Raw genomic sequence first — 25,201 nt, forward strand, 5'->3', positions numbered from 1 at the left:
TTGGCCCAGATACCTGCTTGTGCTCCACGTCCCATCGCAAACCAGTCATTCGTCTTCGTCTTCGTCGAAGTCGAATGCCTGCTGTGCGGACCGTGGTGCGGAGCCGATCTTGCGCGCTTGCTCGTTGACGTCACCCCACGCGCTGACCAACCCGTTAAACAAAATCGCGTCCTTGGCGTCCTTCTTCTTCTCAGCCTCGTGGAAAAGTAGGAAGCCCAGCTCTTTCACCGCATCCAGGTTCGCGCGGGTCTGGACGCTTGGCAGCAGCTCGGCCACCTTGTCTGCGCCGTCCTTCGCCATCACAGCTGCGAGCCGTACCGTCGCCTCCCACACGCTCACGCGGTCATCGGCAGCGGGGTCCCACGCGCCATCAAGTTGAGCTGGCGGCAGCAATCGCGCCTTGCCGCCTTTGGCCTCGAAGATGCCACCACGTTCCAACGCACCGATCGAGGTATCGGACGAGCGCGCCAGCTGGTCTGCGATCCCCGCGCTCTCCTGCCCCCAGCCGTACTGGCGGTACCACTTCACCGCGAAGCGAGTATCGGGGTCGAAGTCTGACTCTTGCTCACCAAGGACCTCATCGAGTGTGGCATTGATGAGCAGAAGCGCGTCTTTAATGCTCATGTCGGACCCGTCGGCTTCACGAACTCGCGAGTAACGGGAGAACACTGCGATACCGGGGCCGATCGCGGCTTGAGCTAGATCAACCGGAGCCACGTCGCCTGACAGGAGGTCACGCAGCGCACCCGGAAGCTCCGCTTTGAGTGAAGCGATAAAGGCACGACGTGTAGTCGCGGCTGCATCCTCCGGGCGCGGGCGGCATGCTAGAACGATTGAGGAGGCGAGCGCATTCGTCCCAACGCTGAGCATCCGTCCGCTGCGCTCGCTGCGCATCGGCCACGTAGCCGTGACCTCCCAACCCGAGCCGATCAGGCCGTCCAAGAGCGTGTGCCAACCCGTGGACGCGGTACCGACGTCGCGAGTGTCCTGCTGCTTATACGCGTAGTAGACAGTTATCGGTACATTTCGGTTCGCGCCATGCCTGATCTCCGAGAAGACACGATTGAATCCGTCCACGAAGAACTTGGCTGCAAGCTTCTTGCCAGCATGTCGATACTGGCTTGCCACAAGTTCTTCCGCCTTCGGTGTCAACAACGTACCGAGAGTTTTTCGGTGTACGTCGCCGAGTGAGCGCCTAAGCCAGACATAGAAGAAGTCCGATAAGTCAGAGTACGAGATGTTGTCATAGTATGGCGGGTCGGTTGAGACGACGACGCCGTCGTATCCTCGTCGTGCCGCATCCGCTTGAAGTACGCATCCTGGCAGCTCGGCGGGGGCTGGCATCGCGCCGATGCCAGCTGCAACCCAGTTCACATGCGAGAGAAAGTTGCCGACCGAATCCGAAAAGGGGTTGATTTCGGCATAGTCCCATGCCATAGGAATCGATTGACGTGCGAACGTGTCGCGTACGCCTTCGATCGTGTTTATCCAGCTGCAAGAAGTCGACGACCAGTCGGCCAGCTTACTGATCGCGAAGGATAAGTACGTTGCTACTGCGTCCCCGTAGGCGATGGCACCATTTCCGCCTTCTTCAAGCCGCGCGCCATCAACCATTTGTGCCGACTTCGCATCGCTGATTACTCGTTCACGTACTTCCGCGATCAAGTCGCTGAGCGTGATCAGCACCGTCAGTTGCCGGTTAGTGAATAGGTCTGAGAATCGAGTAAGCCCGTAGGGCGGCGTCCAGATATTTCTCGGATCGTAGGGCAACTCCTGATCCGGGGCATCGAGCGGTCGAGGAACCTGGGCCGCTAGCACGTGCTCTTCGCTCGGAGGCAGGTATAGACGGCCTCGGTTGCCTTCGGCCACAACCGCGATCAGATGTGCTCCAAGCCGGCCCGCCGATCCCTCGGCCTTGATGTAATCAGCTGATATCGGCGTCCCGTCTACGATGCTCACTGCTCCACGACCCACGCGGGTACCGTCGTTCTCCCCCTTTGGGCCATCGACACCTCGACGAACGTCGTACACAACACGACCTTCAACGACAGATGGAACGATATACGCTTCCTTGCCCTTTTTTTTGCTCAGCCACCAAGTCGCCGCTATCGGCACATCGACGGGGTTCGCGGGGTTGGGATTTCGTACGGTTCGAGCCCAGATCCATGCTATGACATTATGTTCCGTTCCTCCCGGTGCTACGGCCTTAGGATAAACGCCAGCCAGCCTGTGCTCTGCCTCATCGCGCATCCACTGCCCGTACATACGGACGTCTTCCGCCAAGCCTTCAGCCCGTTGCCAAGGCGTTGTTCGACTGCTCACGCAGGGATTGATCGGTGGCCTTCCGGCAAAGCGTGGTGGAATCTCTATGAGCCCCTTTGTGCGTAAGACGGCCACCGGGTTCAAGTCTGACGCGTAAGAACTGAGCCCAAGCCGTTGGGCCTCAAGTGGAATCGCCCCACCCCCTGCGAACGGGTCTAAGAATTGGATGGTCCCCTCGGGATTCGAGCGGCGAATCTCCTCTTTTGCTCGCGCAATTAGCTGCTCGTTGTTTGAGTTTTCCCACTTTACAATTTCGGCAAGCAACGCATGGAGCCGCGCTCGTTCCTTATCCTGTTCTTCCTGCGTGGGGTACAGATCTGGGTGCGCCGAAGGGTCATCGACAAGTTGAGCAAACAAGACTGCACGAGCAGCGGCCAATGGCCGGGGTGCCCAATACAGGTGCATTGTCGATGGATGGCCTCGCCGCGGCACAGATTTCTCGTGCTGGGCGGCCTCATTGATCGCCTTGAGCGGAAGCGAAACTTCTATCAGCTTCTTCTTCGGAGCGTCGTTCACCGTATCGCTTTCGTCGATTGCCGTGGGATTGGGTACCAGCTGGCTCACTGGGGTGGACCTCCCCGGAACCAATAGTCGCGCCACTTCTCGTTATAGGAGCGGGTTGTGGCCGAGGGCTCCAGGTGAGTGAAGGCGTTGGTGATGTAGCGGAGCTCGTCGTGCTCCGCGCCCTCAGGTGAGACGAGGACGAGTGCAAGGCGGTGCCGGTCAACTTGGGTCTGCGCAAAGGTGACCTCGTTGGCGGTGATGGTGAAAGTATCTGAGCCCACGACGCGGCCCTTAACCTCGATGTAGTGGATGCGGCCGTCACTGTCTATGGACTGGATGTCGTAGCCCGGATTGTTGCGGGGCATCTCGATGGGTGTCCGGCCGAGCGATCGTTCGGCGTCAAGCACGGCTTCGACGGCGCGGCGTTCGACTTCGTCGGTGTCACGCGCGAAGATCTGCGGTTGGTGGTGGGCCTCGTCCGCGATCACACTGCTCGGAATGACAAGTGCCGTCCCGCGGATAATGGCGGGGACAGCGACAAGTTGGGTGGCTTCGTCGAGTTCGCGGAGTCGGTGGTCGAGGCGTTCGTCAAGCTGACGCGCTCGGGCGTAGGCAGTCTCTGCCCGGAGTCGACCGATAGTTCCCGCGCGTTCGAGAGCCTCAAGGCGAGTGTATTCGCGGTCCCAGTGGTTGATCTCGGCGAGCAGTCGGTCCTTGACCTGCTTTCGGGTGCGTGAGGTCTCGATGTCAAGACGGACCTTGATTTCGTCCATACGCGGCTGGAGGCCGTCTCTGAAGGACCAGGCGCGAACAGCCTTCTCGTAGTTCTTACGGGCCCAGTCGCTGGCTGCAATCGCGGCAATTGCATCGGCTTCGTGCGGCTCAGGTGCGTCGTAATCCAGATACGGGGGCGCAGCTGAGACAGTGACGGTGCCGGTTTGTTCCAGCAGCGGATAGTCAAAGTGGTGAGACACTGTATGGGCGCCTGGGGCGGCGTTCTCAATGCGCTGCTCGACCGCATACATCAGCATGGGGGCGTCAGTTTGCTTCTCACGCCGGTCGACAAGGGTAGTGCCGCGTTTCAAAACCGCGCCGAGGTCTTCGATGGTCGCCTCGATCACGGCGTGTAACAGTGGGTGCCCAGGGGCAATGAGCGCGGCAGTGGTTTGCCCTGTGGGTCGGGTGAGGTGCAGTTCGAAGGTGACGCGCTCGTATTGGTCGGCGACCTGTGCCCATCGGTTGAGGCGCCGGGCGGTGTCAATGACCCGGGTAGGGACGCGGGTGACCTCGTAGCGACCCTTCTCGCGTTTGCGGATGCGGCCACCGAGGCGCTCAAAGGCGGGAAGAAAGAATGCGGCGATGTAGCCGGGCTGGAGACGGCGCTCACGGGCCTTCTCCATACGTGCCCGCACCTCGTCGAGATCGAGTGCACTGAACATCTCCGGGTGAAGAGCACGCTCAGCGACCATCTCGTCCAGGCCGTGGGAGACCCCTGCGTCAATGATGCGGTCGAGCCTTGCCTTCGTCTCAGGCTGATCGCCGTACCGGATGGCCTCGATGAGTAGATCGCGTAGTGACCGTTCTTGGAACGCGTCGGCATCGCCGAGTACGTTGAAAAGGTTGCCGTTGTAGGCCATGGACATCTGGGCGATCTTGGACAGCAGCCGTACAAACACGTCGCCCTCGCGTGTGTCTTTGGCGACCATGTTCCACAAGTGGCAGACTTCACGCTGACCGATGCGGTGGATCCGGCCGAAGCGCTGCTCGATGCGGTTCGGGTTCCATGGCAGGTCGTAATTGACCATCAGGTGGGCGCGTTGCAGGTTGAGTCCTTCGCCGGCGGCGTCAGTGGCCAGGAGTACCACGGTCTCGGGGCTGTAGGTGAACTTCTCGCGTGCGGCCTTGCGCTCTTCGCGGCGTATGCCTCCATGGATGGTGATGACCGAATCGGCGCGGCCGAGTCGCGCGCTGATTTTCTGGTTCAGGTAATCCAGGGTGTCGCGGTGCTCAGTGAAGATAATGATCTTTCGGGCTGCGCCGGCGCCGTCGTGGGCGAGGACCTGCTCGTCGAGGATGGTGCGTAGCTGTACCCACTTTTTGTCGTCGTCTTGCAGTCGGACGCGGCGCGCGACGCGGATGAGGTCTTCGAGGATCGAAATCTCGGCCTGCAGCTCGGGGATTGTTTGAGCCGCCGTTGCGAGATCTACAACTTGGTCGACCTGCGCCTCAAACTGAGCGCGTTCTTCCTCAGTGGCCTCCTCATCAAAGTCCTCAAAGTCCTCAATCGCCATCGCTGGGAGCTCTGTGTCAGTCTGAGAGGGGTAGGTCGGGCCAGTGGTGTAGCGGGCGGCGTCTTGAGCGCGGCGCATCTCCCGCAGGCGCCCCTCCAAGCGTTGCTGGCGTCGGTCCAGCGACCGCAGAATGGCTTCTGGGCTGGATGCGAGGCGCCGTTGCAGCACCGTCAGGGCGAAGCCAACGTTGTTGCCCCGCTTCTTGTCTCCTGCCTGAGCGATACGCTCGGCGCGTCCCATCTCGGTGCGCACATAGGCGGTGACCAGTTCATACAGTTCCCGCTCCGCAGCGCTCAGCTCGTACTCCACGGTGTAGGCACGGCGTTCAGGGAATAGCGGCTTGCCCTCAAATGTGAGCAGGTCCTCCTTCACCATTCGGCGCATCAGCCCTCGCGTGTCGGTGCGGTGCACACCCTGCCGAAACTGCCCCTCGAACCGGTCCCGGTCCAGTAGCGACATAAACAGCTGGAAGTCCTCTTCCTTGCCTGCGTGCGGGGTCGCGGTCATCAGCAGAAAGTTGTGCGCGGTCTCCGACAACAGCCGACCGAGGCGGAATCGCTTGGTCTCGTCGACTTCGCCCGCCCACGATGAGTACCTCGCCGACATCCGGTGCGCTTCATCAACTACGGCCACATCCCAAGTCACGTCGGAGAGCTGCTCCATCAGGTCGTCGCTGCGGGAGAGCTGATCCATCCGCACGATCAGATACGGATGCTGAGTGAAGACGTTGCGGCCCTCCGCATCATCGACCATCTGCCGACCGAAGACCTGGAAATGTAGGTCGAACTTCTGCGACAGCTCCTCACGCCACTGCTCGACCAGCCCGCCGGGCGCAACCACGATGGCCCGCTCGCAGTCCGAGCGAAGGATCAGTTCCTTGATGTATAGGCCAGCCATGATCGTCTTGCCTGCGCCGGGGTCATCGGCGAGCAGGAACCGCAAGGGGATCCGCGGCAGCAACTCTTCATAGACCGCGCGGATCTGATGCGGCAGCGGGTCGACGTCGGAGCTGTTAACCGCCACCATCGGGTCGTACAAAGCCGCGTATTTGATCCGCAGCGCTTCGGCCGCGAGCCGGAACTCGTCGGGATCACCATCGAACGCTGGTGCCGCGTCGAAGTCGCCCGCCAGTTCTAAACGTACAGTGTCGGCCTCAGTCAACGTACGGGCGCCGCTGCGTCCGGCGTCGTCGCGGTAGAAAATCTCGTACAGTGCCGAATCGATGGGATCGACGGCAATCAACGTGACCGTCTGCCCGGGCACCAGCCCGCGGAGGCGCTGCCCCGTGCGTAGAGTCGCCAAGCTCACCGTCGTCTCCGTGGTCTCGCTCACTGGGCAGCTCCCCTCCGATTTCAAAGCAGTAGATCAGGATACGTTCGACCTCCGACATCTTCTCTTGGACCGCATGAGATGCTCAGGAAGGGCATAGGCTTCCGGGAGCATAAGGGCCCCTCATCCGGCGTCAACGCTCTGAACCCTCGCCCCGCCCAGCACAGCACTTAGCATGCCAACACGACCTGCCCTTGGCGTCTGGTGATGCGCCGAGCGGTTCGCCCGGAAGAGCCGAAAACGCTTGTCCGACTAGCCTGCAGCGGCGACTTCTGCTTGGCTTCGCCCAAAGTGTTGGCGCCAAGACGAATGGCTGGCGGTGGTCTCAGCTCGCCCTGTTGTACGCCTCGATGATGTCCGCCTGGATCCGTCCACGGCTCGACACGTTGTAGCCGTTGTTCCGGGCCCATTCGCGAATCGCGCCGGTCTGTTCCTTATCGCCCACGGTGCGGGCGGCGGTCTTCCGTTTACCGCGGGGGATCCGGCCCACCTTGCGAGCAGATTCGGTCCACTGTTCGAAGTGGCCGCGCAACTTGCTCGCGTTCTTAGCCGACAAGTCGATCTCGTACTCTACGCCGTCGAGGCTGAAGAACACCGTCTCCTCGGCTTTCGACTTGCCGTCGTAGTCATCGATCAACTCGACGGTGACTTTCCTGGCCATGTTGTTTGTTCCTGTCTGATTCTGTGAATACTGGAGCAGCAAGCGTAGAACGCTGGTCGCTTGACTGCTCATCCGGGTTACGGGAATGTATCGCAGCCCACCTATCCGTACCTTCGAGCCGACTGATCACCGACTGATCCGTCTACTCTTGAGCGTCAGTTGGGCAGATTAGGGCAGTAGAAGGACAGTAGCGACCGGGTTAGTTGCTCCCCTCGCGTGGACAGCTTCGCAAGATCCTGGCTTGCCATTTTCGCGAAGTTGGTGGGGTAATCGTTGACGCTGCTTCTCGGAATTAAGTCGGAGACTGGCAACGGAAGATTTGAGTCGTTCATGCCCAAGTAGCTGTGGACAAAGCCGGATACTTGCCGCGCCTCGCCCGTAAGATGAATCCGAGAGCGGGCCGCGTCCTGGGTTTTTCGATGGGTTATGTCGAAGCTCTGCGCGAGTCGGCGGAGCATAAAAGATGCCGCTACGCGGTGACTAGTTCCCCTGCCGGCATCAGAGACGATTAAGTAGTCAAGTTCATAAACGTGGCTGGTGTGTTGGTGCGAACGACCAGGTAGAAGAGGCGAAAGGCCAAGGTTGTCATATACGCCCCCATCGGTCATAGTGACTGTCTTTTCGTGGGGCGATCCGTCCCGGTATTTGAAGTTGTACGTTCGCGTTATGGCAGGCAGTAATGCTGGGAAGGCTGCAGAGGCGGCTGCAGCTTCGGCAACCGCAATCTTGTCAGTAATCCGGCCGTATGGAGCGCATGAGCTGACGTTGCTGCCGAAGCGAATTGCTGATGACGTGGCCAAATCGGTTGCCGATATTACTGTTGACAGTCGGTCGTGGGTGACCTCGGAGAGATTCTTCTTACCAAATTCTCTGTGTGATAGAGCTTCGACAAGGCTGTCCGTTCTATTGTGTACTCGTTGAGATTTGCCGGTAAGGGCCTTGGCCAGACTCACTCCATTCCGAGAGACCGAATGTGGGCCAAACGTGCGCCAAACTAGCTCCGCCTGTAGACCTGTCCGAAGGAGGTTTACGACCGAGTCGTCGAATTCTGCGTAATTCTCCGGCCCGTAAGCCCACATGGCTGCTAGAATTCCTCCTCCGCTTATTCCGGACACTACGCGAACGTAGCGTAGGAGGTCACGGTCATGCAGGGCCCGTAAAACTCCGATCCCAAAAGCGATCGCCCGAAAGCCGCCACCCGAAAGTGCGAGCCCGATCTTTGGAGACGTACCGGTCATTTCTTACCAGCCCTAGCAAAAACGGACCACCAACGAAATTTGCGGGGAGTGTTATCGTCGTAAGAAGACGCATATCCGCCCGAATAGTATTTTGCGGTGGAGGGTGCTAATGATATCGAGTTTTCATGCGACTGTATGCTCCCCCCCGGGCGGGTGACTACGCGAACGTACATGCTCGGTGGTTTTCCGGATTCGACCCAATCGGTCCAACTCGCGTGGTCGCCGCCCAAGATCAGCATGAGGGCCCTCCGACCCGCGCCAGCAGGAGATACCAGCCACTTCATACCAGCAACGTCAGTGGGGCTTGGATGTGCTCTTCCGTAGGGATGGGTATGCCAGATCCCTACGAACCCAATACGTCCATTTGTTTGTGAACGATAGCGGTCTATAATTTCTTGCGTTCCTTCAGTGCCGTGGCTGAAGAAAATATCCGAAAGTTTCGAGTCCGGCGAAGGTCCCGTGGCCACGTCAACATGGACCACATTAATCGCTTCGTCGAATGAGCCGAGGAGCATTCCTCCAGTTTCGATGCTAGCGTTGCGGACTCGTGCCCCGCGTCGAGTTTCGGCGCGCATCTCATGTAGTGCTCGCTGTGTAAGCCGAATTTCGTACTGTCCTGTATCATCGCGCGCAACATGGTCGTTCGGCCAATCTAGGCGGGTGGTGCCGGGGGCGGGAGACGTGGTGCCGATTTGAGTTGCGATTGCACTCATCGGCTTCCCTTTGGCTGGACTTGTCAACTCATTTATCCCGAACCAGAACAATGATGAGGCTAGGGCGCCTGTCTGAACGGATGAGCCAACGAAAGTGGGCGCTGAACAGCCCGGCTCAGGAAAGAACAAATCGGATCTTGGAGTGCTGGGGAATATATCCCCCGCGATATCTGACCACGCGCCACTCTCGAATCCATAGGCGTCGATCGCTGCCCTTCGGAGGAGGTCGTAGCCAGAGCCTGTTGAGCCACCATGTGAGACGGTCACAATGCCGAGCGTGGCGTCGTGGCCAAACAGTGCTGTCAAGACCGGAGGCCAGATCTCCCTGTCGGGCATACGTCTAGCTTCGAGCGCGGCCCTGACACTCGCATTGGCGGTCGCGTCCACCACTAGGTCGAATTGTGAAACGTTGGCTGTTGCGCCGAGAAACTTGGCGACAACATCGCCGTTGACGAAATCGACAGTAAGCTCGGGTCGGATCTCTGAGAGTCGTTTCGCGAGAGCCCACGACTTGCTGAAGCCGATATCGCCATCACTGTATGGCTGTCGAACGAGAATTCCGGGTGTGACCGCACCGCTGTCGGCGACCGTCAGTTGCGCCACGCCGGCTCGTACGCAATGCTCGGCGATAGGTGCACCTAACGCTCCGCATCCGAGGATCAGAACTCGCTTGTTCGATAGCCAGTTAGCGGCGGTCCCGGAGTCGCGTCGGTTAGTAGTCTCTGGCCGGTTCTCGTAGACGACCATCCACTCAGCTTTTGCATATCCCATCCAACTCCGGCCGAGATCCTGCACTTCTTCTGAAAGTTCCAGAGGAGCGTTGGCGGGCATATCGCCGATAAGCTTAACGATCCGGTGCCCTAAGTCGTCGAGCTTCCACGCTACTATGTGCGTAACTGCACTTTCACCCGCCACGCCACGGCCTGGTGTCCCAAGAACGAGTATCGTGGGAAACTTCTCTGACGTATCTGTCAATGACTTGATATAGTTATTGATCGTGCTGGCTCTTGCCAAAGAATCGAGCAGAAACTTTCGGGTCACACCAAATCGATCAAGTGAAGTCGCTAGGGCGGAAACATTGTCCGGGTACTCAAAACCGATAATATCAGTCAGCAGCAAGACCGGGGCCACGAATATGAGCTCTTCGTGAGCATCGAAAGGCGAAAAACTCGATGCTGAGACACGTGAGTAGACGTCCGTCGCTCCGAGCCACTCGACAATATCGACTCGGTTACCCCTCCGGCGGCACCATGCGTATATAATCTTATGATTTCTATCTCGTGTTGATCCGAAGGGAGACAGAGGTAAAGCGTGCGTCAGCTCGGGGTGAACTACCAGCCAGCCCGCGTCACCTGAGGCATAAGCTGCGGGTGGATGCAGGGGCTGCCCATGGGGGTCGAGAGTGCCAGAAGCTGCGCGTTTGAGCCACAGGTTTAGCCTGGAGATCAAACCCCTCATGCCCTCGGCAGGGTTCCACTCGACTGAAGGCGCGAGGTACAAACAAAGCGTGCTGCCCCAATTTACATGCGGGCTTCCCGCCCATCTTCGGTGGTGCACGCTGACTGATGGATGCTTGAAGGGAAATTGGCCCCCGACGGTAATTTCGAAACGCTCGCGAGCGCGAACCTTAATGCCCCCTGTGACACTGGTGATCCCGCTTGTATCGAGCGAGACAGTATACGCTGTTGTTTGATCGCGACTAACTGTGCGCAAAATTTCTATGGCACCGTTGCTGGCCGCCGCGAGCTCCTGCAGCTGGTCAGTGGCGAGGTCGTTCACTGGCCGAATCCGACGGCTTGGTCAGGCGCACGCTCGCCGCCACGATCGGATATGACCGCATCTTCGATAGGATCTGTTGTGTCCTCAGTTGCATGCGCAGGTGATGGCAACGCGCTCGCAAGGCTCGTGGCGGCCGCGGTTACTGCTGCAAGACGGCTTGCAGCCGAAATATCGATCTCACGAACAATACGCGCGCCCATAGAATCGATGCCGAGAATGATGGGCGACGGCGCTTTATCGTCTCCCCAGGACATAGTGCAGATTGTCTCATCCGATATCTCAGCGTAGCGATCGGCTGCTTTTCGGTGGGGTGGATTCGCGCCTGGCGTATCGCTAGCAGGGACAATGCCGCTACTGAATATTACGACACCACTTTCGAGCTTATGGCGTTCGAAAGCGTCCATGATGTCCAGTTGAAGTTCGTCATTACCTGAATCGTCGGGTTTGTACATGACCTTCTTTGAGCAGTGGTGTGGAGCCAGTAACAAATCCCATTCTAAGTAATTTGCGCGATCATGGTGCTCGCTGTACTCGAATATCTTCATGATTGTGTCATGTGCCAAGTCTCCGAACAGCAACAACTTTCCTGTAGTGCCCGTGTCGTCAGTTAGTGTCACTTGCATGGCGAGGGACGTCTCATTGCGCGGGGCTGCACAGTCCTCTCGGAATGGCGCATGAATGAATGCTTCAAATCGGTCGCTGTAGTCGCGCCCATCGAGTTTAGTTATCGATTTGCCGGGCCAAGATTTATACTCGTCGGGAAGTTCATCGTACGCTTGCTTGCTGTGTTCATCGTCGTAGCCGACCACCTTAATTCGGTCACCACTGGCAGGTTGACCGCCCTTAGCAATGGCGGCCATAGTCGCCTCAATCCGGCGTTCTGACTCTTCGCGGAAAGCAACCGCATCAGGACAAGGTTCGGGTGCATCAGGGTCGTTGAACTCTCGCCACAAGCGCGGCGTAGACCACAGCTCGCCGATCTGAACTTTGGACAACAAGTCGGCGAAGCCGAGACAGTGATCCTTGTCGGCATGTGTGAGGGCGAAGGTCGCCAGGTACGGCTTGCCGTCTTGGGTGGGGAGAGCGTCGACAAGCCTGTCGACCACTGCGACCTCGGGGTTCTCTTCGTCCTGAGCCTTTGCCAGGTCGTGCAGGTCGATCTGTAGCACGGTCGATTCGTCGACAACCAGTGTCGTGCTGTCGCCGGTGCCAACCGGCCAAAATACCGCTCCACGAGCGGGCAAAGCTTCAGGACTGGCCACGGTTCCTCCCCGAGTGCGGCGTAGCTTCGTTTGAACAGCGTCGTGACTGTACTGGGTGACTCCGACAACAACCGGCGGCAAAGGCCCAGCCATGATCTGCAACGTTATGGAAGCAGGTGATCCGGTTCTGCTGACGTACCCAATGCTTTCCGCTATCGGAAGGTTGAGTGGCGATGTTACGGGCGCCACTCGTCGGTTCCGTACGGACCTGCATGCGCGGTGAGACATCACGTGGAATCGCCTAATGCGCTTGTCTTTCAGCGAGAGTTCGGCGGGCTGCGCCTGCTCGTCGGTCACATCCGCAAGGGTGATGTGGCCGATGGCATCTTCACGGTGAACAGCGGGAGTAACAGAACGTGTGCTACAGACGGCGTCCGCCCTACTTCCGCGCCGGCCGCATCTGCACGCCGCGGGCGATGAGCGCTTCGCGGACGGTGCTGAAGGAGCTGTCGAGTTGGACGGCTATGGTGCGGAGGGAGTTGCCGTCGGCGTACAGCTTGGCGGCTTGGTTGATCTGGTCAGGCGTAAGTGGCTGGCGGCGCATCGTGACGCCATGCTCGGCGAGCAGCTTCAAGATGCTGGCCTTGGAGATGTCGTAGCGCTTGCAGGTTCGGGTGTGGGCGTGCCCGCTTGGTAGGCAGTGACCAGCTCGGCAACAGTTTCCGGCGGCAAGCGTCGGGTCAGGCTGCGAGGCTTTGGCGGCGAAGTGGCTGGTCGGCGGGGCGAAGAATCGACGAGCTGGACAATCCGCGCGAGGTCTCGGGCTGACCACTGTTTTGAGTAGCGTTCGAGAAGGCCGACCACAGCGGCCTTACTCGAAACGGGTGCCGTCAGGACATCGTGGAGGATAGGGCCGCTCTTCCATTTCTGGACCCGGCCTGGCGCGGGAGGTGTCGGGGTGCTCGCAGGTCGAGCGGGTGCCGGCGGCATTGTGGAGATCGGCGAAGGGCTGGCGAAGCCGGTGGGCGCGGACACTATCAACGTCAAGGTGGACGCGCGCGAAGAAGGCGTGGTTTGGGTTGGGCCTGGACGAAAACGAAGGCGCGACAAAAAGTCAGGTAGCGGATAATTATTCGCTGAAATTCACTGTACGATTCGGATTAACATTGCTGCCCGAGGTGGTCCGATGTGCAAGAGCTCGCTGCCACGCCTGCACGACCGGCTCCAACTCTTTGCTAGACAGCTTGTCGACAGCTCCCAATTCCAATAGCCGTAGCGTCAAGGCGCCGATTTCGGCTCGTAGAGCCTGTTGTAGCTCGAAATGAGCTTCATCGCGGACTTGTTCTGGGCTTAACCTGCGCGGCATATTTGCTTGTATAATACCATAATTAAGCTATTCCGAATAGCTGCTAGCGTATTTGATTGCATTAAGGGTAGCGACGGTATTTTCTGGACATTGAGTACGTGGCAATAGATAGAGAAGAAACTCTGAATAGGCGCTCGCGCAGCCGCGGTAGAGTTGCGCGTTTAGTTCAGTGAGTCATGGAGCAACTTCGAGTTATCGGGTCGGAAAGCATCTCTGGTTTATCGCTTGCGCACATGCGCACATCGGCATCCTGGACCACAGTCAGTAGGCGCTGCGCTCTGGCGTTGCTTACGCGAACCGCCCACCAGTCGCTTTGCTTGATCCGCACCTGCAACCTGTGAGAACCTTCCTCATAGGCTAAAGCTCGGAGTTCAGGATCTAGAACTTTGGACTGCTGGTCTCAAACGAAGGAAGTACCGTGTCCCACCCTGACCTCCTGGCGGAGCGGCGCTCATGGGCGAAGCCGGCCGGCAAGAGGCGCCGCTTGTCGTCGGATGACTTGCGCAAACGGCTTCTCGATACTGCCCTGGACATGCTTCAGGAGACGGGGCTCACGGTTAGTTTGGCTCACCTGAACATGGAAGAGCTAATCCGCCTCGCTGACGTTCCGCGGAGCTCTGTCTATCGCGAATGGGAGTCGAAGGAAGCCTTCTACCTCGATCTGATGGAGAAGATGATCGAGCCCGCGACGAAGGACGGAGCTTTCGACGAGGAAACGCTTCTGGTGGTCGCGGTCATCATCGACGAGCATCGAGACCGACTGGCGACCGCCGAGGGGCGGCGAGCCGTCTTGCGCGAAGCGGTCCGGCGAGCAATCGAGCGCAACGTCGCTACCGTGACCACTGCCTTGTCCTACCGCACCTTCACCGCCTTAGTGGCAACCTTGCCGAGCTTGGTCGGCGCGGACCAAGAGCGAATACTTCGTCTCCTGCGCGGGATTGAACAACAGTTCAAGAGTCGGCTTGCCGCCTTCTACGAGAGCCTGATTCCGCAGTTAGGGCTGCGATTCAAGCCGGGATTCAACGGGACAATGCTGGCGCTCACCGGCTCGTCGGTCGTCGAAGGCCATATCAGCCGGCAGTGGACTAACCCCATGATCGTTAATACGCCCGTTCTGATGCCGGGCATCACTGATGAACCAGTCGAGTGGCATGTTGCCGCTGTCGGGTTCCTCGCGGTGGTCGACGGGATGACTGAGCCTGATCCAGATTTCGCCGGTTAACTCATACTTGGAGCTCATGCCGTTGCGCGGTCACAGCCGCGTCGCTTGGGAAAGCTGGCGGAGCATTTTCGCATCGCGTTCCTTGAGGTGTATCGGCGAGGTCACGCTCTCTGCCGCACCTGAGAACGCAGTTGTCCGCTTTCTGCCATGTCGTGAGAACCTGTGGTGAAGTTCCCGCGGCACAAGGCTTGAGACTTCAAGTCTCAAATGGAGGAGAATCGTCGTGTCAGATCGGTCTGGTGTAGATGACGAGGGGCACGCGTGGGCAACGGGGACAGGCCGTCAGCGCCGGCGGCTAACAAGGCCCGAACTGCGAGAGCGCCTGCTCGACGTAGCGGTGGACATGCTGCGGGACACTGGATTGACAGTGAGTTTGGCCCATCTCAGCCTAGAGGAACTGATTCGGATTGCAGATGTTCCGCGCAGCTCCGTCCGACGGGTCTGGGCGACTAGCGAGGCGTTCTACCTCGACTTGATGGAGCGAATGATCGAACCCGAGCAGTCACTGGGCGTCGCGTTCGACCAGGACACTCTGGACGTGACCACGGCTGTCGTACTGCGGTATCAGGATAGGCTTGGGACTCCTGGTGGTCGACGAGCCGTGCTTCAAGAAGCAGTGCGGCAAGGTGTCGAACGCAACTTCCACGCGATCGCCGAATCGCTGTCCTGGCGAACGTTCATAGCGCTGGTCGCCACGCTGCCGGCTCTCCAGGCGGAAGATCATGACCGATTGCTTCGAGCCCTGCAGACGGCAGAATCTCATTTCATCGACCGGATGGTGACCTTCTACCAGGAAATGATGTCGATACTCGGTCTTCGCATGAAGGCCGAATTCGACCTGCGCACCTTCGCTACGACGGCATCTTCCTTGATTGAGGGGATGATCGGACGGCGGATCACCAATCCGGCGATCGTCCGGTCGCCGATTTTGCTACCCGGTATCGACGACAAGCCAGTCGAGTGGCATCTCGCCGCAGTCGCTTTTCTCGGCATCCTGGATCTCATGGTTGAAGCCGACCCGGAGTGGACGGCTGCGGAAGAAGTGCAGCTGAAGCCGGCCACCGAGCTGTAAGACCGTCGAACGCTGCGGCTTCCCCTCCTCCTCGTCCCACCGTTCGGCGTAGCTGGGAAGGAAAGCGCCGCGCGAATGAGACTAGGAGTCTCAAGGCTTGTAGTTCACGTGCGGAGTCTGTAGTCTCGCCATCAGCTTCTTTGAGGTGAGCTCGGGCCGAATGGAAGCCTTCAGCCATCGAAGGAGGCTCGCGAATGGCGCACCGCGGACGCTTCGGAGACCCCAAGTCCTACCTTCGACTCGCCAGCGGGGCGAGGTGCCCGACATGGCGGGTGTGTCACCCCAGGCTTGCCGCCCTATCTGCCGGCAACTGGCACCACCGCCGGCGCAAGTTGCTGCTATGCCTTTCGCTTGTATCCCGGCTGCTCTATGCTAGTGTTCGCACACGGAAGGGGTTTAGCATGCCAGCTGACACCACCGAACGCCCTGAGTGGTTTGGGCCGTCCCGGTACCTGGACCACTTCCTCTTTCTGCATGATCTAGTGAATGTGCTAGTCGAGCGAGGCGAGGAGGGGGCGCGCGAGATGTTTGCGCGCACCGCACCCTTCCATCCCGAAATAACTATTGAGACACATATCAGGACGGCGGAAGCAAAGTGTGGCCTGGTATCACAAAGGCCGGCGAGATAGTTATGAATCAGGCCAATCACACAATGCTTCACATGGGTTTGCGTCTAAGGAAGGTGTCGGTGTCATGAAACTTGTGGAGCGAGTTGATGCAGTTCCGCTTGCGACTGCGGAGCTGCTTCTTCGACATGGGGCGCGAAAGGTTCGCACTGCGGCTATTGCAGAGCGCGCTGGCATCACTGAGAGTACACTCTTCCGACAGTACGGCAACCTGGAAAAAGTATGGACAGCCACAGACGCATGGTGCTGGGGGGAAGTCACTAAGCAGGTTGCTCGTGCTTCATTCGGATCACCTCAAATGGATGCTCGCAGAATTCTATTGCAGGACACCGCTGCCATCTGGGAAATGCGAGACGACCCAGATTTGAGAGTTGCTGCGACATGCGCACTACTTTTCATGCGACGTAAGCAAGCATTTGATTTGACTGAGAATTCGAAAGCGCAAGTCGAATTCGAACGCCGTATCGATACTCTGTGTCAGCGTATTGCTCTTGACGATGGACTTTCTCCAGAATGTGGATCGACCGTCGCCCAGCTGATCCTGAATTATATGGCTTCAGTATGGCTCACTTGGGCGACAATGCATTTTGGCTCGGATGACATAACCACAGCCCACGACCTGACGGCCGATGAAGCACAGATGGGTATCGCTGTCTTAGTGTCACATGAATATCTTCGTCGCAGCGGAGCGTCATCTACTGACGTCGACGAAACCACATGAGTACGTTGATCTCTTGCCGCGATGCGGTCGGCTGATCGCTGCCAGCCGACCGCTAGGTCGCTATTCTGAGAGGTCAATTACTATCGCATTGGTTGCTTGGGTCAGATGCGATGGGTCTACTTCTATTTCAACACCCACGGCGCCGCCGCCGACGAGCACGGTCATGTAGCCGAGCAGACCACGGTCGACAACTACGGCCACGTTTGGGCCTAGACCAAACGGCGATACCCCGTGCTTCGGGTAGCCAGTAACGTTTAGCAGATCGTCGGCGTTCGCTAATTCGAGACGTCCACATCCAAGAATATCGGCCGCGTCTTTGAATTTGATTCTTCGATCCATCGGCGCGACAAGAACTGCGTAGGTGCTTCCGGTGTGAGAACGACAGAAAACTGACTTGGTAACTCTGCCTAACTCGTATCCGAGGGATTCCGCGAAGTCATTTGGGGAGCGAATTTTTCGTCCAGCATTCATGTGTGGCCGAATTTGGTGCGGCACTTCGGTGGCGTCGAGATGTTTTTGCACGCGCTCATGTATTATGCTCATAATGAATTTATTGTACAACTATTGAACTTTAACTACCAGCTTTCTCGATGAATGCGTGAGGGCGATAAACGCGATAGTCGGCAGGTACGCTATGTTGACTAGTGGTGTGCGACGTTGAAATGCTGCTCTCTACGGAAGACGAGCCTTAGATAATAGTTTCCGTGAGAGGCGACGGGCGCTTGTTCGTGATCAGAGGTGCGGGCTTTACGCCGGGCCGAAGTGTGAGGGGTTCAAGGCAGAGGTGACTGGCCCAGTGCCGGCGCTTCCGACGTCCTTCGGCAATTCGCCAAGCTTTGTTCGATCGCTGCGAAGCGGCTCCCTCGACTTGTCAGTCTGAATCTCATGACAAGGGATGGTGGTTCGGCACGTTTATCGAGGCGACGTATGCCGCCCGACTTCCGTCGTGCCAAAATGATGCACCTCGAATGATACCGGACGACGCAACATCGGTGTCGGGTGCAAGGCGTCGTCTCGACGTCCAGTCACGGGTGTCCCTGCATGAGGAAACGAGGACGGGCCCGGAGTTGCGACTATCGCATACTCCAGGCCCGAGGCCACGCTGAGGGTGTCGATGCCCCCTGCTCGACTTCCGTGAGTTAGGCGGCGGTAACGCGTCGGATGATATCGATCCGTACCCGGGAGGGGATGTCCGGCGCGAACTGCGAGAAGTACACGCGCATCCACTCCTCGTTGCCGCACAGGAACGGATAATCGGAACTGACCATGTACCGGATGGCGAGCATCGGCAACGGAGCGTCCAGCGGCTTGAATGCGGCATTCCACAGGCCCTCTTGGGGACAACCGGGATAGAACTGTCCGACCATAAGTCCGGACCGGATGAAGAGATTTTTGTACTCCAACTGCACGCTGTCGATGGCCTGAAAGTCTGTGACCTCGGGAAGTATGAGCACGACGGTCTTGAATACCACCTCGGGCCCCTTCTCGGGCGGCAGGCCAGGGAAGATTCGCGCCACCTCCGTAAGGATTTCGCCCATCGCATCGCGGTCGATGGCCGCGCCGCGGACGAACGATACGAGGAACAGGTCTTTGCTGATCGAGGGGCCGGTGAACGGGCACACGGGCCCGTTTCTGCCCAGGTCTGGATGAGCCTTACTCAGCCAATTGCGCGCCCATGACCTCACGGTTTCGAACTCTTGTTCGGTCGCAGTGTCCGGTTTCGGATCGGACAGGCGGGAGAGTGTGATCGGCTCCCGGGGCATGGTCACCACATCCTCAGTTCGGGTGAGCGCCAGCACTGGCTCTCACTGTTGGTGTTGGTCGCCGCGCGGCGTCGAGCGACTATTCAGAAGTCTAGCGTGCACATCGTGTTATGCAAGTGGTCACTTCGACGGATGACTGTGGTGTGTATGTCGAACGGGAGCGCGCCGCTGCGGGGGCCTCACTCGTCGATCACCGACGACCACGGTCGGCTTTCGTCGGTCCCGCGTTGGGGTGCCGCGAGCGACGAGGTTTCGCAGACGCCGCTGCGGGAGTTCCCGAGCTTGGTGGCGACCGAGCAGAGGGAGCGGCCGTTGGCGTAGCTTGACCTAAGGCGTCTAGCGGCGAAACGTGGCCGACGAATCTGTGAAGGTGGCTGGCGGTCTGGTCCGATCGCGGTAACCGTCATCTCCACGCAGCCCGCATTTCAACTCCCCGCGTCAGCAATACCTCTCGCACTGTGCTGAACGAGCTGTTTAGACGTTGAACAGTCTCGCGATTTCAATGCCGCTGCCCACCCCGCGGACGGATGGTCACACCGGCCTCCCGCAGCAGCTTGGTCACGGTCCGCTTGGCCATGTGGTGTTCGGTCCTCAGCTGAACCAATGATGCGCCGGCCTCGTACTTCGCGACGATCTCTGCCCGTTCGGTCGCGGTGACGTGCTTCTTGCGGATCGCTCTCGGCGGCGCGGCCGGTGCTTGGAGCACTGGTTGGTTATTGCTCTCGGCGTGTTGCGATGTCAGGACCAGGCGTTCCAGTAGGTGTGCTTGTTTCGAGTAGTTTCCTGCGAGGTCCACCACAGGCCCCTTACCTGAGCCCCAGGTGAGGGGCCTTTTTCATGCACGAGGGTAGAACTGAGGTCGTGACGCGGTATGCATACGACGCGGGGGCCGGCGCACTTGTCGCGACGTGGGGAACCGGCGGGGGAGACGTGGCCGAGACCATCGCGCCCCTGTCGCGGACGGTCGAACCCGAGGTCGCGCTCGCGCTGGCGGCGGCGCTGACGAAACTGTCGGAGTATCAGTGGCGCACCTACACGCATCCGGCGTCGGCGGCGGGGGATCCGGAGGTGCCGAACAGTGTGGCGTGGCATCGGGCCGAGGAGCGCAATCGGTTCCGTGAGGTGGAGGCGGCTGTCCGGGAACCGAATCTGCCGGACGAGGACGGGATGATGGCGGTGTCCTACAGCGTGGTCGAGGAGTCGGCGCATCGGATCGGGCGGGTGGCGCATCTGATCGGCGATGCGACGCTGGTGGACGCGCTGGTCGCCGAGGTGCGGACCGAACAGGCGGCGATCGAGGCCGCGGAACTGGGCGATCTGTCCGGGCGAGCCCGGCAGGCGGTGGAGTTGTCGCGGGCGGACATCTCGCCGGTGCAGGTGCACGCGGCCGATGCGCTGCTGTACGCCGACCCGCTCGCCTCCCTCGACCGGTTCACCGATATCGACCCGGCCGCCGCCGCGGTGGCCGCCGCGCGCTGGCTGTACCTCGCCGCTGAGGTCGCTTCCGAGGCCGCCGAGGTGCATCCGGTGCACGTGGTCGCGGAGGCCGACAATCTGGAGGCGCTGCAGGTGGAGACGCCGACTCTGGTGCTGGAGCGGTTGTGTGCGGGCGAGAGCCCGACCGCCGTGGTGGTCGACCTGATCGCCGACGCGCTCGCCGCCGCCGAGGGCCGGGTGCGCAACCCGGTCCGGATCGTCGAGGCCGCCGAGGCGATCGAAAGGCGCTTGCGCGGAGAGGAACTCGACGAGGAGGGCCTGACCGCGCTCACCGACGAATTCCGGATCTCCTGCCTCGATCCGGGCCGTCCGGCCGTCGATCTGCTGGAGGATTTGCTGGACGCGATCCGCGGCTGCCGACTGCTGTACTGCGAGGAATACGAGTCGGGGTTCGAGGACGCGGTGCGGGCCGAGGCCGACGATCAGCGCCCGCCGGTGCTGTAGTCCCGTCGGGCATCGCCACAGCGGCCCCTCACCGTGCATCGCAGGTGAGGGGCATTCCGATGCGGACGAGGGTGGCGGCGTCAGCCGAGAATTCCCAGCTGCTGCAGGTGGGTTACGTCGTCACGAACGCCCCAGTGCTCGACGACGCGCCCGTGCTGGTCGAACCGCATCCAATGCATCTGGCGGAACCGGAACGTTCGGCCGGTGGGGGCATTGCCCATGAACTCGCCGACATGGGTTCCGCTGTACCAATTGCGTCCGACGACCACGTCGCCCGCTGCGGTGAAATCCTCGAATTCGGTTCGGCCATCGGGAAATGCGGACCGCAGCATCGACACCAATGCCTTGACGGGCGCGGTGCCGTGGCGGTGAGCCTCGGGGGCGGTGTGGTTGACCATGTTCGGATCGAAGAGCTCGTCGATCAACTCGAGTCGTCCCTCGTCGAAGATTTCGCCGTAGATGCGTCGCATCGCGGCGATGTTGCGTTGCTCGATGGTGCCGGCCGTTGCCGTGTCTTCTGTTGCCATGTCTCGATCGTGCGATCCGAACGAGTGGCACGGCCATCCCTACTTCCTGGGATTCTGCGGTGCCCGGGGGGACGCTACCGTTGCTCCGTGGGTGAAACACGGCTGGCGCGGGAAGTGGTGCGCCTGAGCCACCAGGGACTCGGGCTCGACGAGCTTCGCTACGCGCTCGATGCGGCAGTGGGCCGCGTGGTGTCGTGGGATATGGCGGCCTGGTCGACGACAGACCCCGCCACGCTGTTGTTCACCAGCTGCGTGGTCAGCGGACGGGAGGAGGACCCGCGGACCGAGGCGGCCCTGTTCGACAGCGAGTTCCGTGTCCCGGACATCAATACGTTCGGGGCGCTGGCGGCCGCGTCTCCACCGGTCGCGACGTTGTATGCGGCGACGGGCGGTGAACTGCGGCGCTCGCCGCGATGGCGCACGGTGCTCGCGCCGCTCGGCGTGATCGACGAGATCCGGGCGGCGTTTCTCGACGGTGGGAGCTGCTGGGGAACGCTGGTCGGATACCGGACCCACGGAAATCCGTTCGGACCCGATGATGTTCGGGCGATCGCGCAGGTTGCGCCACTGATCGCAGACGGCTTGCGCCGCGCGATGCTGCACACCGCGGTGGACCGTGCGATCGACGAGGTGGCCGGCCCCGGTATCGCGATCGTCGATCCGGAGGGCACACTCGGCGACGTCACCCCGGCGGCCCAGCGCTGGCTTGCGGAAATCGCCGAACCCGGGGCGGTTCCCAGCGTTTTCCGCTCCATCGCCGCGGCCGCTCGATCGGCGGCCGCCGGATTGTGCGAGCGCCCCGCGCACGCGCGATTACCCCGACGCGGCGGCGGGTGGATTCTGGTGCACGGATCGGTGCTCGCCGGTTCGGGCCAGATCGCGGTGATCGTGGAGAGCGCCGCGGAAAACCACCTCTCCGACGTCCTGGTCCGCGCCTACGGCCTGACGTCGAGGGAGCGCGAAATCACGGAGCTGGTGCTCAGGGGCGCGTCGACGGACGCGATAGCCCGGCAACTGTTCATCTCGGCGTACACCGTCCAGGACCACGTCAAGTCGATCCTCGCGAAGTCGAACATCCGCAGTCGGCGGGATCTCGTCGCGACGTTCTACGGACGCCACTACGCGCCGCTGACTACGGCCGGCGCGATTCCGAGCCCGTACGGGTGGTACTTACCGACGGAGCCGGGTACGGAATCGGAGGCTCGTTCCGCTCAGGCGCCGGGCTCGCCGTAGGCCGCCGCGATCTCCTTCGATCCACTCCACCGGCTGTAGGTGGGCGATTGCGGCCATCCCTCGGGTGAGTCCTGCCATTCCTCCTGGCGGCCGTAGGGCAGCAGGTCGATCAGGGCGAAGGTGTAGCCGAGCTGTTCGGTGCCGCGGCCGTCGGTGTGCCAGGTGCGGTAGACGGTATCGCCGTCGCGCAGGAAGACGTTGACCGCGAAGCCGCCGCCGGGAGGTGCGCCGACGTCCGCGCCGAAGGAGCTGTTCGCGGTGGAGTACCAGCTCATCGTGTTGCCGACGCGTCGCTTGTAGGCCAGCGCCTCGTCGATCGGCCCCTGGGTGACGATGACGAAGCGGGCGTCCCAGTTGTCCAGGAACTCCAATCGGGTGAATTGCGAGGTGAATCCGGTGCAACCGGGGCATTGCCAGGTTTCGCCGGGAAACCACATGTGGTTGTAAACGATCAGCTGCGACTTGCCGTCGAAGACGTCCGCCAGCCGGACCGGTCCGTTCTCGCTCTCGAGGGTGTAGTCGGGCATCCGCACCATCGGCAGGCGGCGGCGCGCCGCGGCGATCGCGTCCAATTCCCGGGTCGCGGCCTTCTCCCGCCTTCGCAGCGTGTCGAGTTCACGCTGCCAGGTCTCGGCGTCGACGACGGGTGGCAGTGCTGTGGTGCTCATGGGTCCTCCCTGACCTTTTCCCGGATTGCGAGCTGTAGATACAGACGCGATGCCGCGCCGGAACTCATCGGTCGCGGCCCGTCGATTCACGAGCGGGTGCGGCGGAAGGTGGTGCGATAGTCCCCGGGGCGCTGACCGGTGTGTTCGGCGAACAGGGCGGCGAAGGTGCCCGCATCCCGGTAGCCGACGGCGCCGCAGATATCTGTGACGGTGCGGTCGGTGGTTTCGAGCAGGTGCCGGGCGCGGCGCACGCGTGCGGACTGCAGATAGTCGAGCGGGCTGCGCCCGGTCTCGTCGGCGAAGCGCCGCAGCAGAGTGCGAGTGCTCACGTGGAACGCGCTCGCCAGTGCGGTGAGGTCGTAGCGGGCGGTGAGATTGCGGTCGAGGTGACGCATCACCTTGCGGGAGAACGTATTTCCGGGCTGTGGCAGCAGCCGCGCGTCGACATACGGGGTCTGCGACGAGCGAGCGTCGTCGACGAGGGCGATCCGCGCGGTGGTCCGCGCGACCCGCGCGCCGCTGTGACGTGCGATGAGGTCCAGTGCGAAGTCGTACATGGCGCTGAAGGCGGCCGTCGTCGTCACACCGCGGTCGGTGACGACGAGTCGATCGGGCCGGATATCGGCCTCGGGGCACTGCTGCGCGAGTTCGTCGGCGAACAGCCAGGCCGTGGTCGCCTTCCGGTCCGCGAGCAGCCCGGCCCGGGCGAGCAGGAACGCGCCCACACAGATCGATACGACGGCTCCGCCCGCGGCGGCATGGGCGCGGATCGCCGCGATCTCGGCGGTGAGCGGTGGCAGCCGGGCATCCGGGTCGAGACCCGGAACGAGTTCGAAGCCCGGCACCACGAGGATATCGACCTCGCGCAACGGCGAAACCGACAGTGCCACACCGCCCGACGCCACCACCCGGCGCCGCGGCGAGATCACGGTCACCTCGTAACCGGCGCGATCAGGACCGGCGACATGCGCGGCCATCGTCAGCAGATCGGGAATCCCGAACACCTCGGAGGCGAAGCAGCCCGGATACGCCAGCACCCCCACTCGATACGCGCTCACGACCCGCCTCCTCGTCCGATGGCGAGAATACCTCCGAATATGGCGATCCCGCCGATCGCTTTCGCGCCGATTCCGGCCGAGGCTGACCACATGGATACCGACGACAACCCGATCGCCGCTTTCGCACCCCGCCTGGTCGACGTGGACGGGGTGAGCAAGACCGTCTACACGGCCGGATCCGGCCCGGCCGTGGTGGTGATGCCGGAGATGCCGGGCATCAGCCCCGACGTCCTCCGGCTCGCGCGCTGGATTCGCGACGCGGGGTTCACCGTCTACCTCCCCTCGCTGTTCGGCGCCGACGGCGCCTATCCCACGGTCGAGGAGGGCGCCGAAGTAGTCCGCCGTGCGTGTGTGAGTGCCGAATTCCGCGCGTTCGCGGGCGGCGGCACGAGTCCCGTCACCCGATGGCTGCGCGGGCTCGCGCGGCTGGCCCACGACGAATGCGGCGGTCCGGGAGTCGGCGCGCTCGGCCTGTGTTTCACCGGCAATTTCGCACTCACCATGACGCTCGAACCGTCCGTCGTCGCCCCGGTGGTGAATCATCCTTCGCTGCCGTTGGACGATCCCGCCGGCATCGAGGTGAGCGACGAGGACGCGGCCGCGATCCGCGACCGCATCCAGCGCGACGGTCTGACGGTCCTGGCCTACCGTTTCGACAACGACCGCTGGTGCACCGGCCGTCGCTTCGCCGCCTACCGGGCGCTGCTCGGCGACGCCTTCGACGGCCGCGTGCTGCCGGGCGAATCCGCCAACCCCGCCCCGCCGCCGTTCTTCCGCGACGTGGTCCAGACCCCGCACAGCATCGTCACCGCACATTTCGTCGACGAGCAGGGCCACCCCACCCGCACGGCCCGCGACGAAATTCTCGAGTTCCTCAGCGCCCGCCTGCATACCTCCGCGGAGTAGCGCCGCGATGGCGGGCGTACCTTCCGGCCGCCCTCCCCGGTAGCCGACCGCGACCGGCA

General features: G+C 61.2%; 19 protein-coding genes and 1 pseudogene. 6 read left to right on the top strand and 14 right to left on the bottom strand.

Translation table 11 applies throughout. The annotated features are described in order from the left end of the window. Window positions 1-45 precede the first annotated feature (45 nt). From A5789_RS22215 to A5789_RS22230, 8 genes and pseudogenes are all read right to left on the bottom strand, one after another. Window positions 46-2,886, bottom strand: a complete 2,841-nt coding sequence (locus tag A5789_RS22215) for a DUF1156 domain-containing protein (RefSeq protein ID WP_321190236.1) — start codon at window positions 2,884-2,886, stop codon at window positions 46-48. Then, window positions 2,883-6,449, bottom strand: coding sequence for a helicase-related protein (locus A5789_RS22220; RefSeq protein WP_063013726.1), 3,567 nt, complete (start codon window positions 6,447-6,449; stop codon window positions 2,883-2,885). The genes A5789_RS22215 and A5789_RS22220 overlap by 4 nt, the downstream gene beginning before the upstream one ends. A 322-nt stretch (window positions 6,450-6,771) precedes the next feature. Further along, a complete protein-coding gene (locus A5789_RS22225) occupies window positions 6,772-7,107 on the bottom strand; it encodes an Lsr2 family protein (RefSeq protein ID WP_063013724.1) in 336 nt (111 codons plus the stop codon). 155 nt (window positions 7,108-7,262) lie between these two features. Further along, entirely contained in the window at window positions 7,263-8,345 is a 1,083-nt protein-coding gene (locus A5789_RS35850; RefSeq protein ID WP_082856984.1) for a patatin-like phospholipase family protein, read from the bottom strand. After that, window positions 8,342-10,189 carry a ThiF family adenylyltransferase gene (locus A5789_RS35855; protein WP_227462798.1) on the bottom strand — a complete coding sequence of 616 codons (1,848 nt, stop codon included), beginning with the start codon at window positions 10,187-10,189 and terminating at the stop codon, window positions 8,342-8,344. The genes A5789_RS35850 and A5789_RS35855 overlap by 4 nt, the downstream gene beginning before the upstream one ends. 234 nt (window positions 10,190-10,423) lie before the next feature. After that, window positions 10,424-10,837: pseudogene (locus A5789_RS38620) on the bottom strand (hypothetical protein); the annotation flags it as partial. After that, on the bottom strand, window positions 10,834-12,099 hold the full coding sequence (locus tag A5789_RS36800; protein WP_155525624.1) for a hypothetical protein: 1,266 nt from the start codon (window positions 12,097-12,099) through the stop codon (window positions 10,834-10,836). The gene A5789_RS36800 and the pseudogene A5789_RS38620, both read right to left, overlap by 4 nt. A gap of 379 nt (window positions 12,100-12,478) precedes the next feature. After that, the gene (locus A5789_RS22230; RefSeq protein ID WP_063013722.1) at window positions 12,479-12,673 is read right to left on the bottom strand and encodes a helix-turn-helix domain-containing protein; all 195 of its coding nucleotides are present in this window, start codon (window positions 12,671-12,673) and stop codon (window positions 12,479-12,481) included. 1,150 nt (window positions 12,674-13,823) lie between these two features. Between A5789_RS22230 and A5789_RS22235 the strand changes: the two genes are divergently transcribed. From A5789_RS22235 to A5789_RS35860, 3 genes are all read left to right on the top strand, one after another. After that, on the top strand, window positions 13,824-14,627 hold the full coding sequence (locus tag A5789_RS22235) for a TetR/AcrR family transcriptional regulator (protein WP_063013720.1): 804 nt from the start codon (window positions 13,824-13,826) through the stop codon (window positions 14,625-14,627). Between the two features lie 367 nt (window positions 14,628-14,994). After that, window positions 14,995-15,699 (top strand): hypothetical protein, encoded by a 705-nt coding sequence (locus A5789_RS22240; protein WP_155525623.1) that lies wholly within the window; start codon window positions 14,995-14,997, stop codon window positions 15,697-15,699. Between the two features lie 693 nt (window positions 15,700-16,392). Beyond that, window positions 16,393-17,046, top strand: a complete 654-nt coding sequence (locus A5789_RS35860) for a TetR/AcrR family transcriptional regulator (RefSeq protein WP_082856982.1) — start codon at window positions 16,393-16,395, stop codon at window positions 17,044-17,046. A 60-nt stretch (window positions 17,047-17,106) separates the two neighbouring features. Here the strand turns inward: A5789_RS35860 and A5789_RS35865 are convergent, their stop codons facing one another. From A5789_RS35865 to A5789_RS22255, 3 genes are all read right to left on the bottom strand, one after another. Continuing rightward, window positions 17,107-17,568 carry an aminoacyl-tRNA deacylase gene (locus A5789_RS35865; RefSeq protein WP_169812408.1) on the bottom strand — a complete coding sequence of 154 codons (462 nt, stop codon included), beginning with the start codon at window positions 17,566-17,568 and terminating at the stop codon, window positions 17,107-17,109. 617 nt (window positions 17,569-18,185) lie between these two features. Continuing rightward, a complete protein-coding gene (locus tag A5789_RS22245) occupies window positions 18,186-18,845 on the bottom strand; it encodes a DUF6875 domain-containing protein (RefSeq protein WP_063013716.1) in 660 nt (219 codons plus the stop codon). Window positions 18,846-19,308: 463 nt separating this feature from the next. Then, entirely contained in the window at window positions 19,309-19,605 is a 297-nt protein-coding gene (locus A5789_RS22255) for a hypothetical protein (protein ID WP_155525622.1), read from the bottom strand. A gap of 65 nt (window positions 19,606-19,670) precedes the next feature. On the opposite strand from A5789_RS22255, the gene A5789_RS22260 reads away from it, so the two are divergent. Continuing rightward, entirely contained in the window at window positions 19,671-20,750 is a 1,080-nt protein-coding gene (locus tag A5789_RS22260; RefSeq protein ID WP_197516683.1) for a hypothetical protein, read from the top strand. A gap of 80 nt (window positions 20,751-20,830) precedes the next feature. Here the strand turns inward: A5789_RS22260 and A5789_RS22265 are convergent, their stop codons facing one another. Further along, window positions 20,831-21,277 (bottom strand): ester cyclase, encoded by a 447-nt coding sequence (locus A5789_RS22265; RefSeq protein WP_063013708.1) that lies wholly within the window; start codon window positions 21,275-21,277, stop codon window positions 20,831-20,833. 87 nt (window positions 21,278-21,364) lie between these two features. Here A5789_RS22265 and A5789_RS22270 point away from each other — a divergent pair, with 87 nt between their 5' ends. After that, entirely contained in the window at window positions 21,365-22,510 is a 1,146-nt protein-coding gene (locus tag A5789_RS22270; RefSeq protein ID WP_063013706.1) for a helix-turn-helix transcriptional regulator, read from the top strand. Here A5789_RS22270 and A5789_RS22275 read toward each other — a convergent pair. Both A5789_RS22275 and A5789_RS22280 read right to left on the bottom strand, forming a co-directional pair. Continuing rightward, window positions 22,489-23,178, bottom strand: a complete 690-nt coding sequence (locus A5789_RS22275; protein ID WP_064905997.1) for a DUF899 family protein — start codon at window positions 23,176-23,178, stop codon at window positions 22,489-22,491. The genes A5789_RS22270 and A5789_RS22275 overlap by 22 nt on opposite strands. An 86-nt stretch (window positions 23,179-23,264) precedes the next feature. Continuing rightward, window positions 23,265-24,236: a GlxA family transcriptional regulator gene (locus A5789_RS22280; RefSeq protein ID WP_063013704.1), complete on the bottom strand. Its 972-nt coding sequence runs from the start codon at window positions 24,234-24,236 to the stop codon at window positions 23,265-23,267. A gap of 90 nt (window positions 24,237-24,326) precedes the next feature. Here A5789_RS22280 and A5789_RS22285 point away from each other — a divergent pair, with 90 nt between their 5' ends. After that, window positions 24,327-25,142 (top strand): dienelactone hydrolase family protein, encoded by an 816-nt coding sequence (locus A5789_RS22285; protein ID WP_064906020.1) that lies wholly within the window; start codon window positions 24,327-24,329, stop codon window positions 25,140-25,142. Window positions 25,143-25,201 lie beyond the last annotated feature (59 nt).

It is taken from the genome of Nocardia sp. 852002-51101_SCH5132738 (assembly GCF_001665695.1).
Lineage (GTDB): Bacteria > Actinomycetota > Actinomycetes > Mycobacteriales > Mycobacteriaceae > Nocardia > Nocardia nova.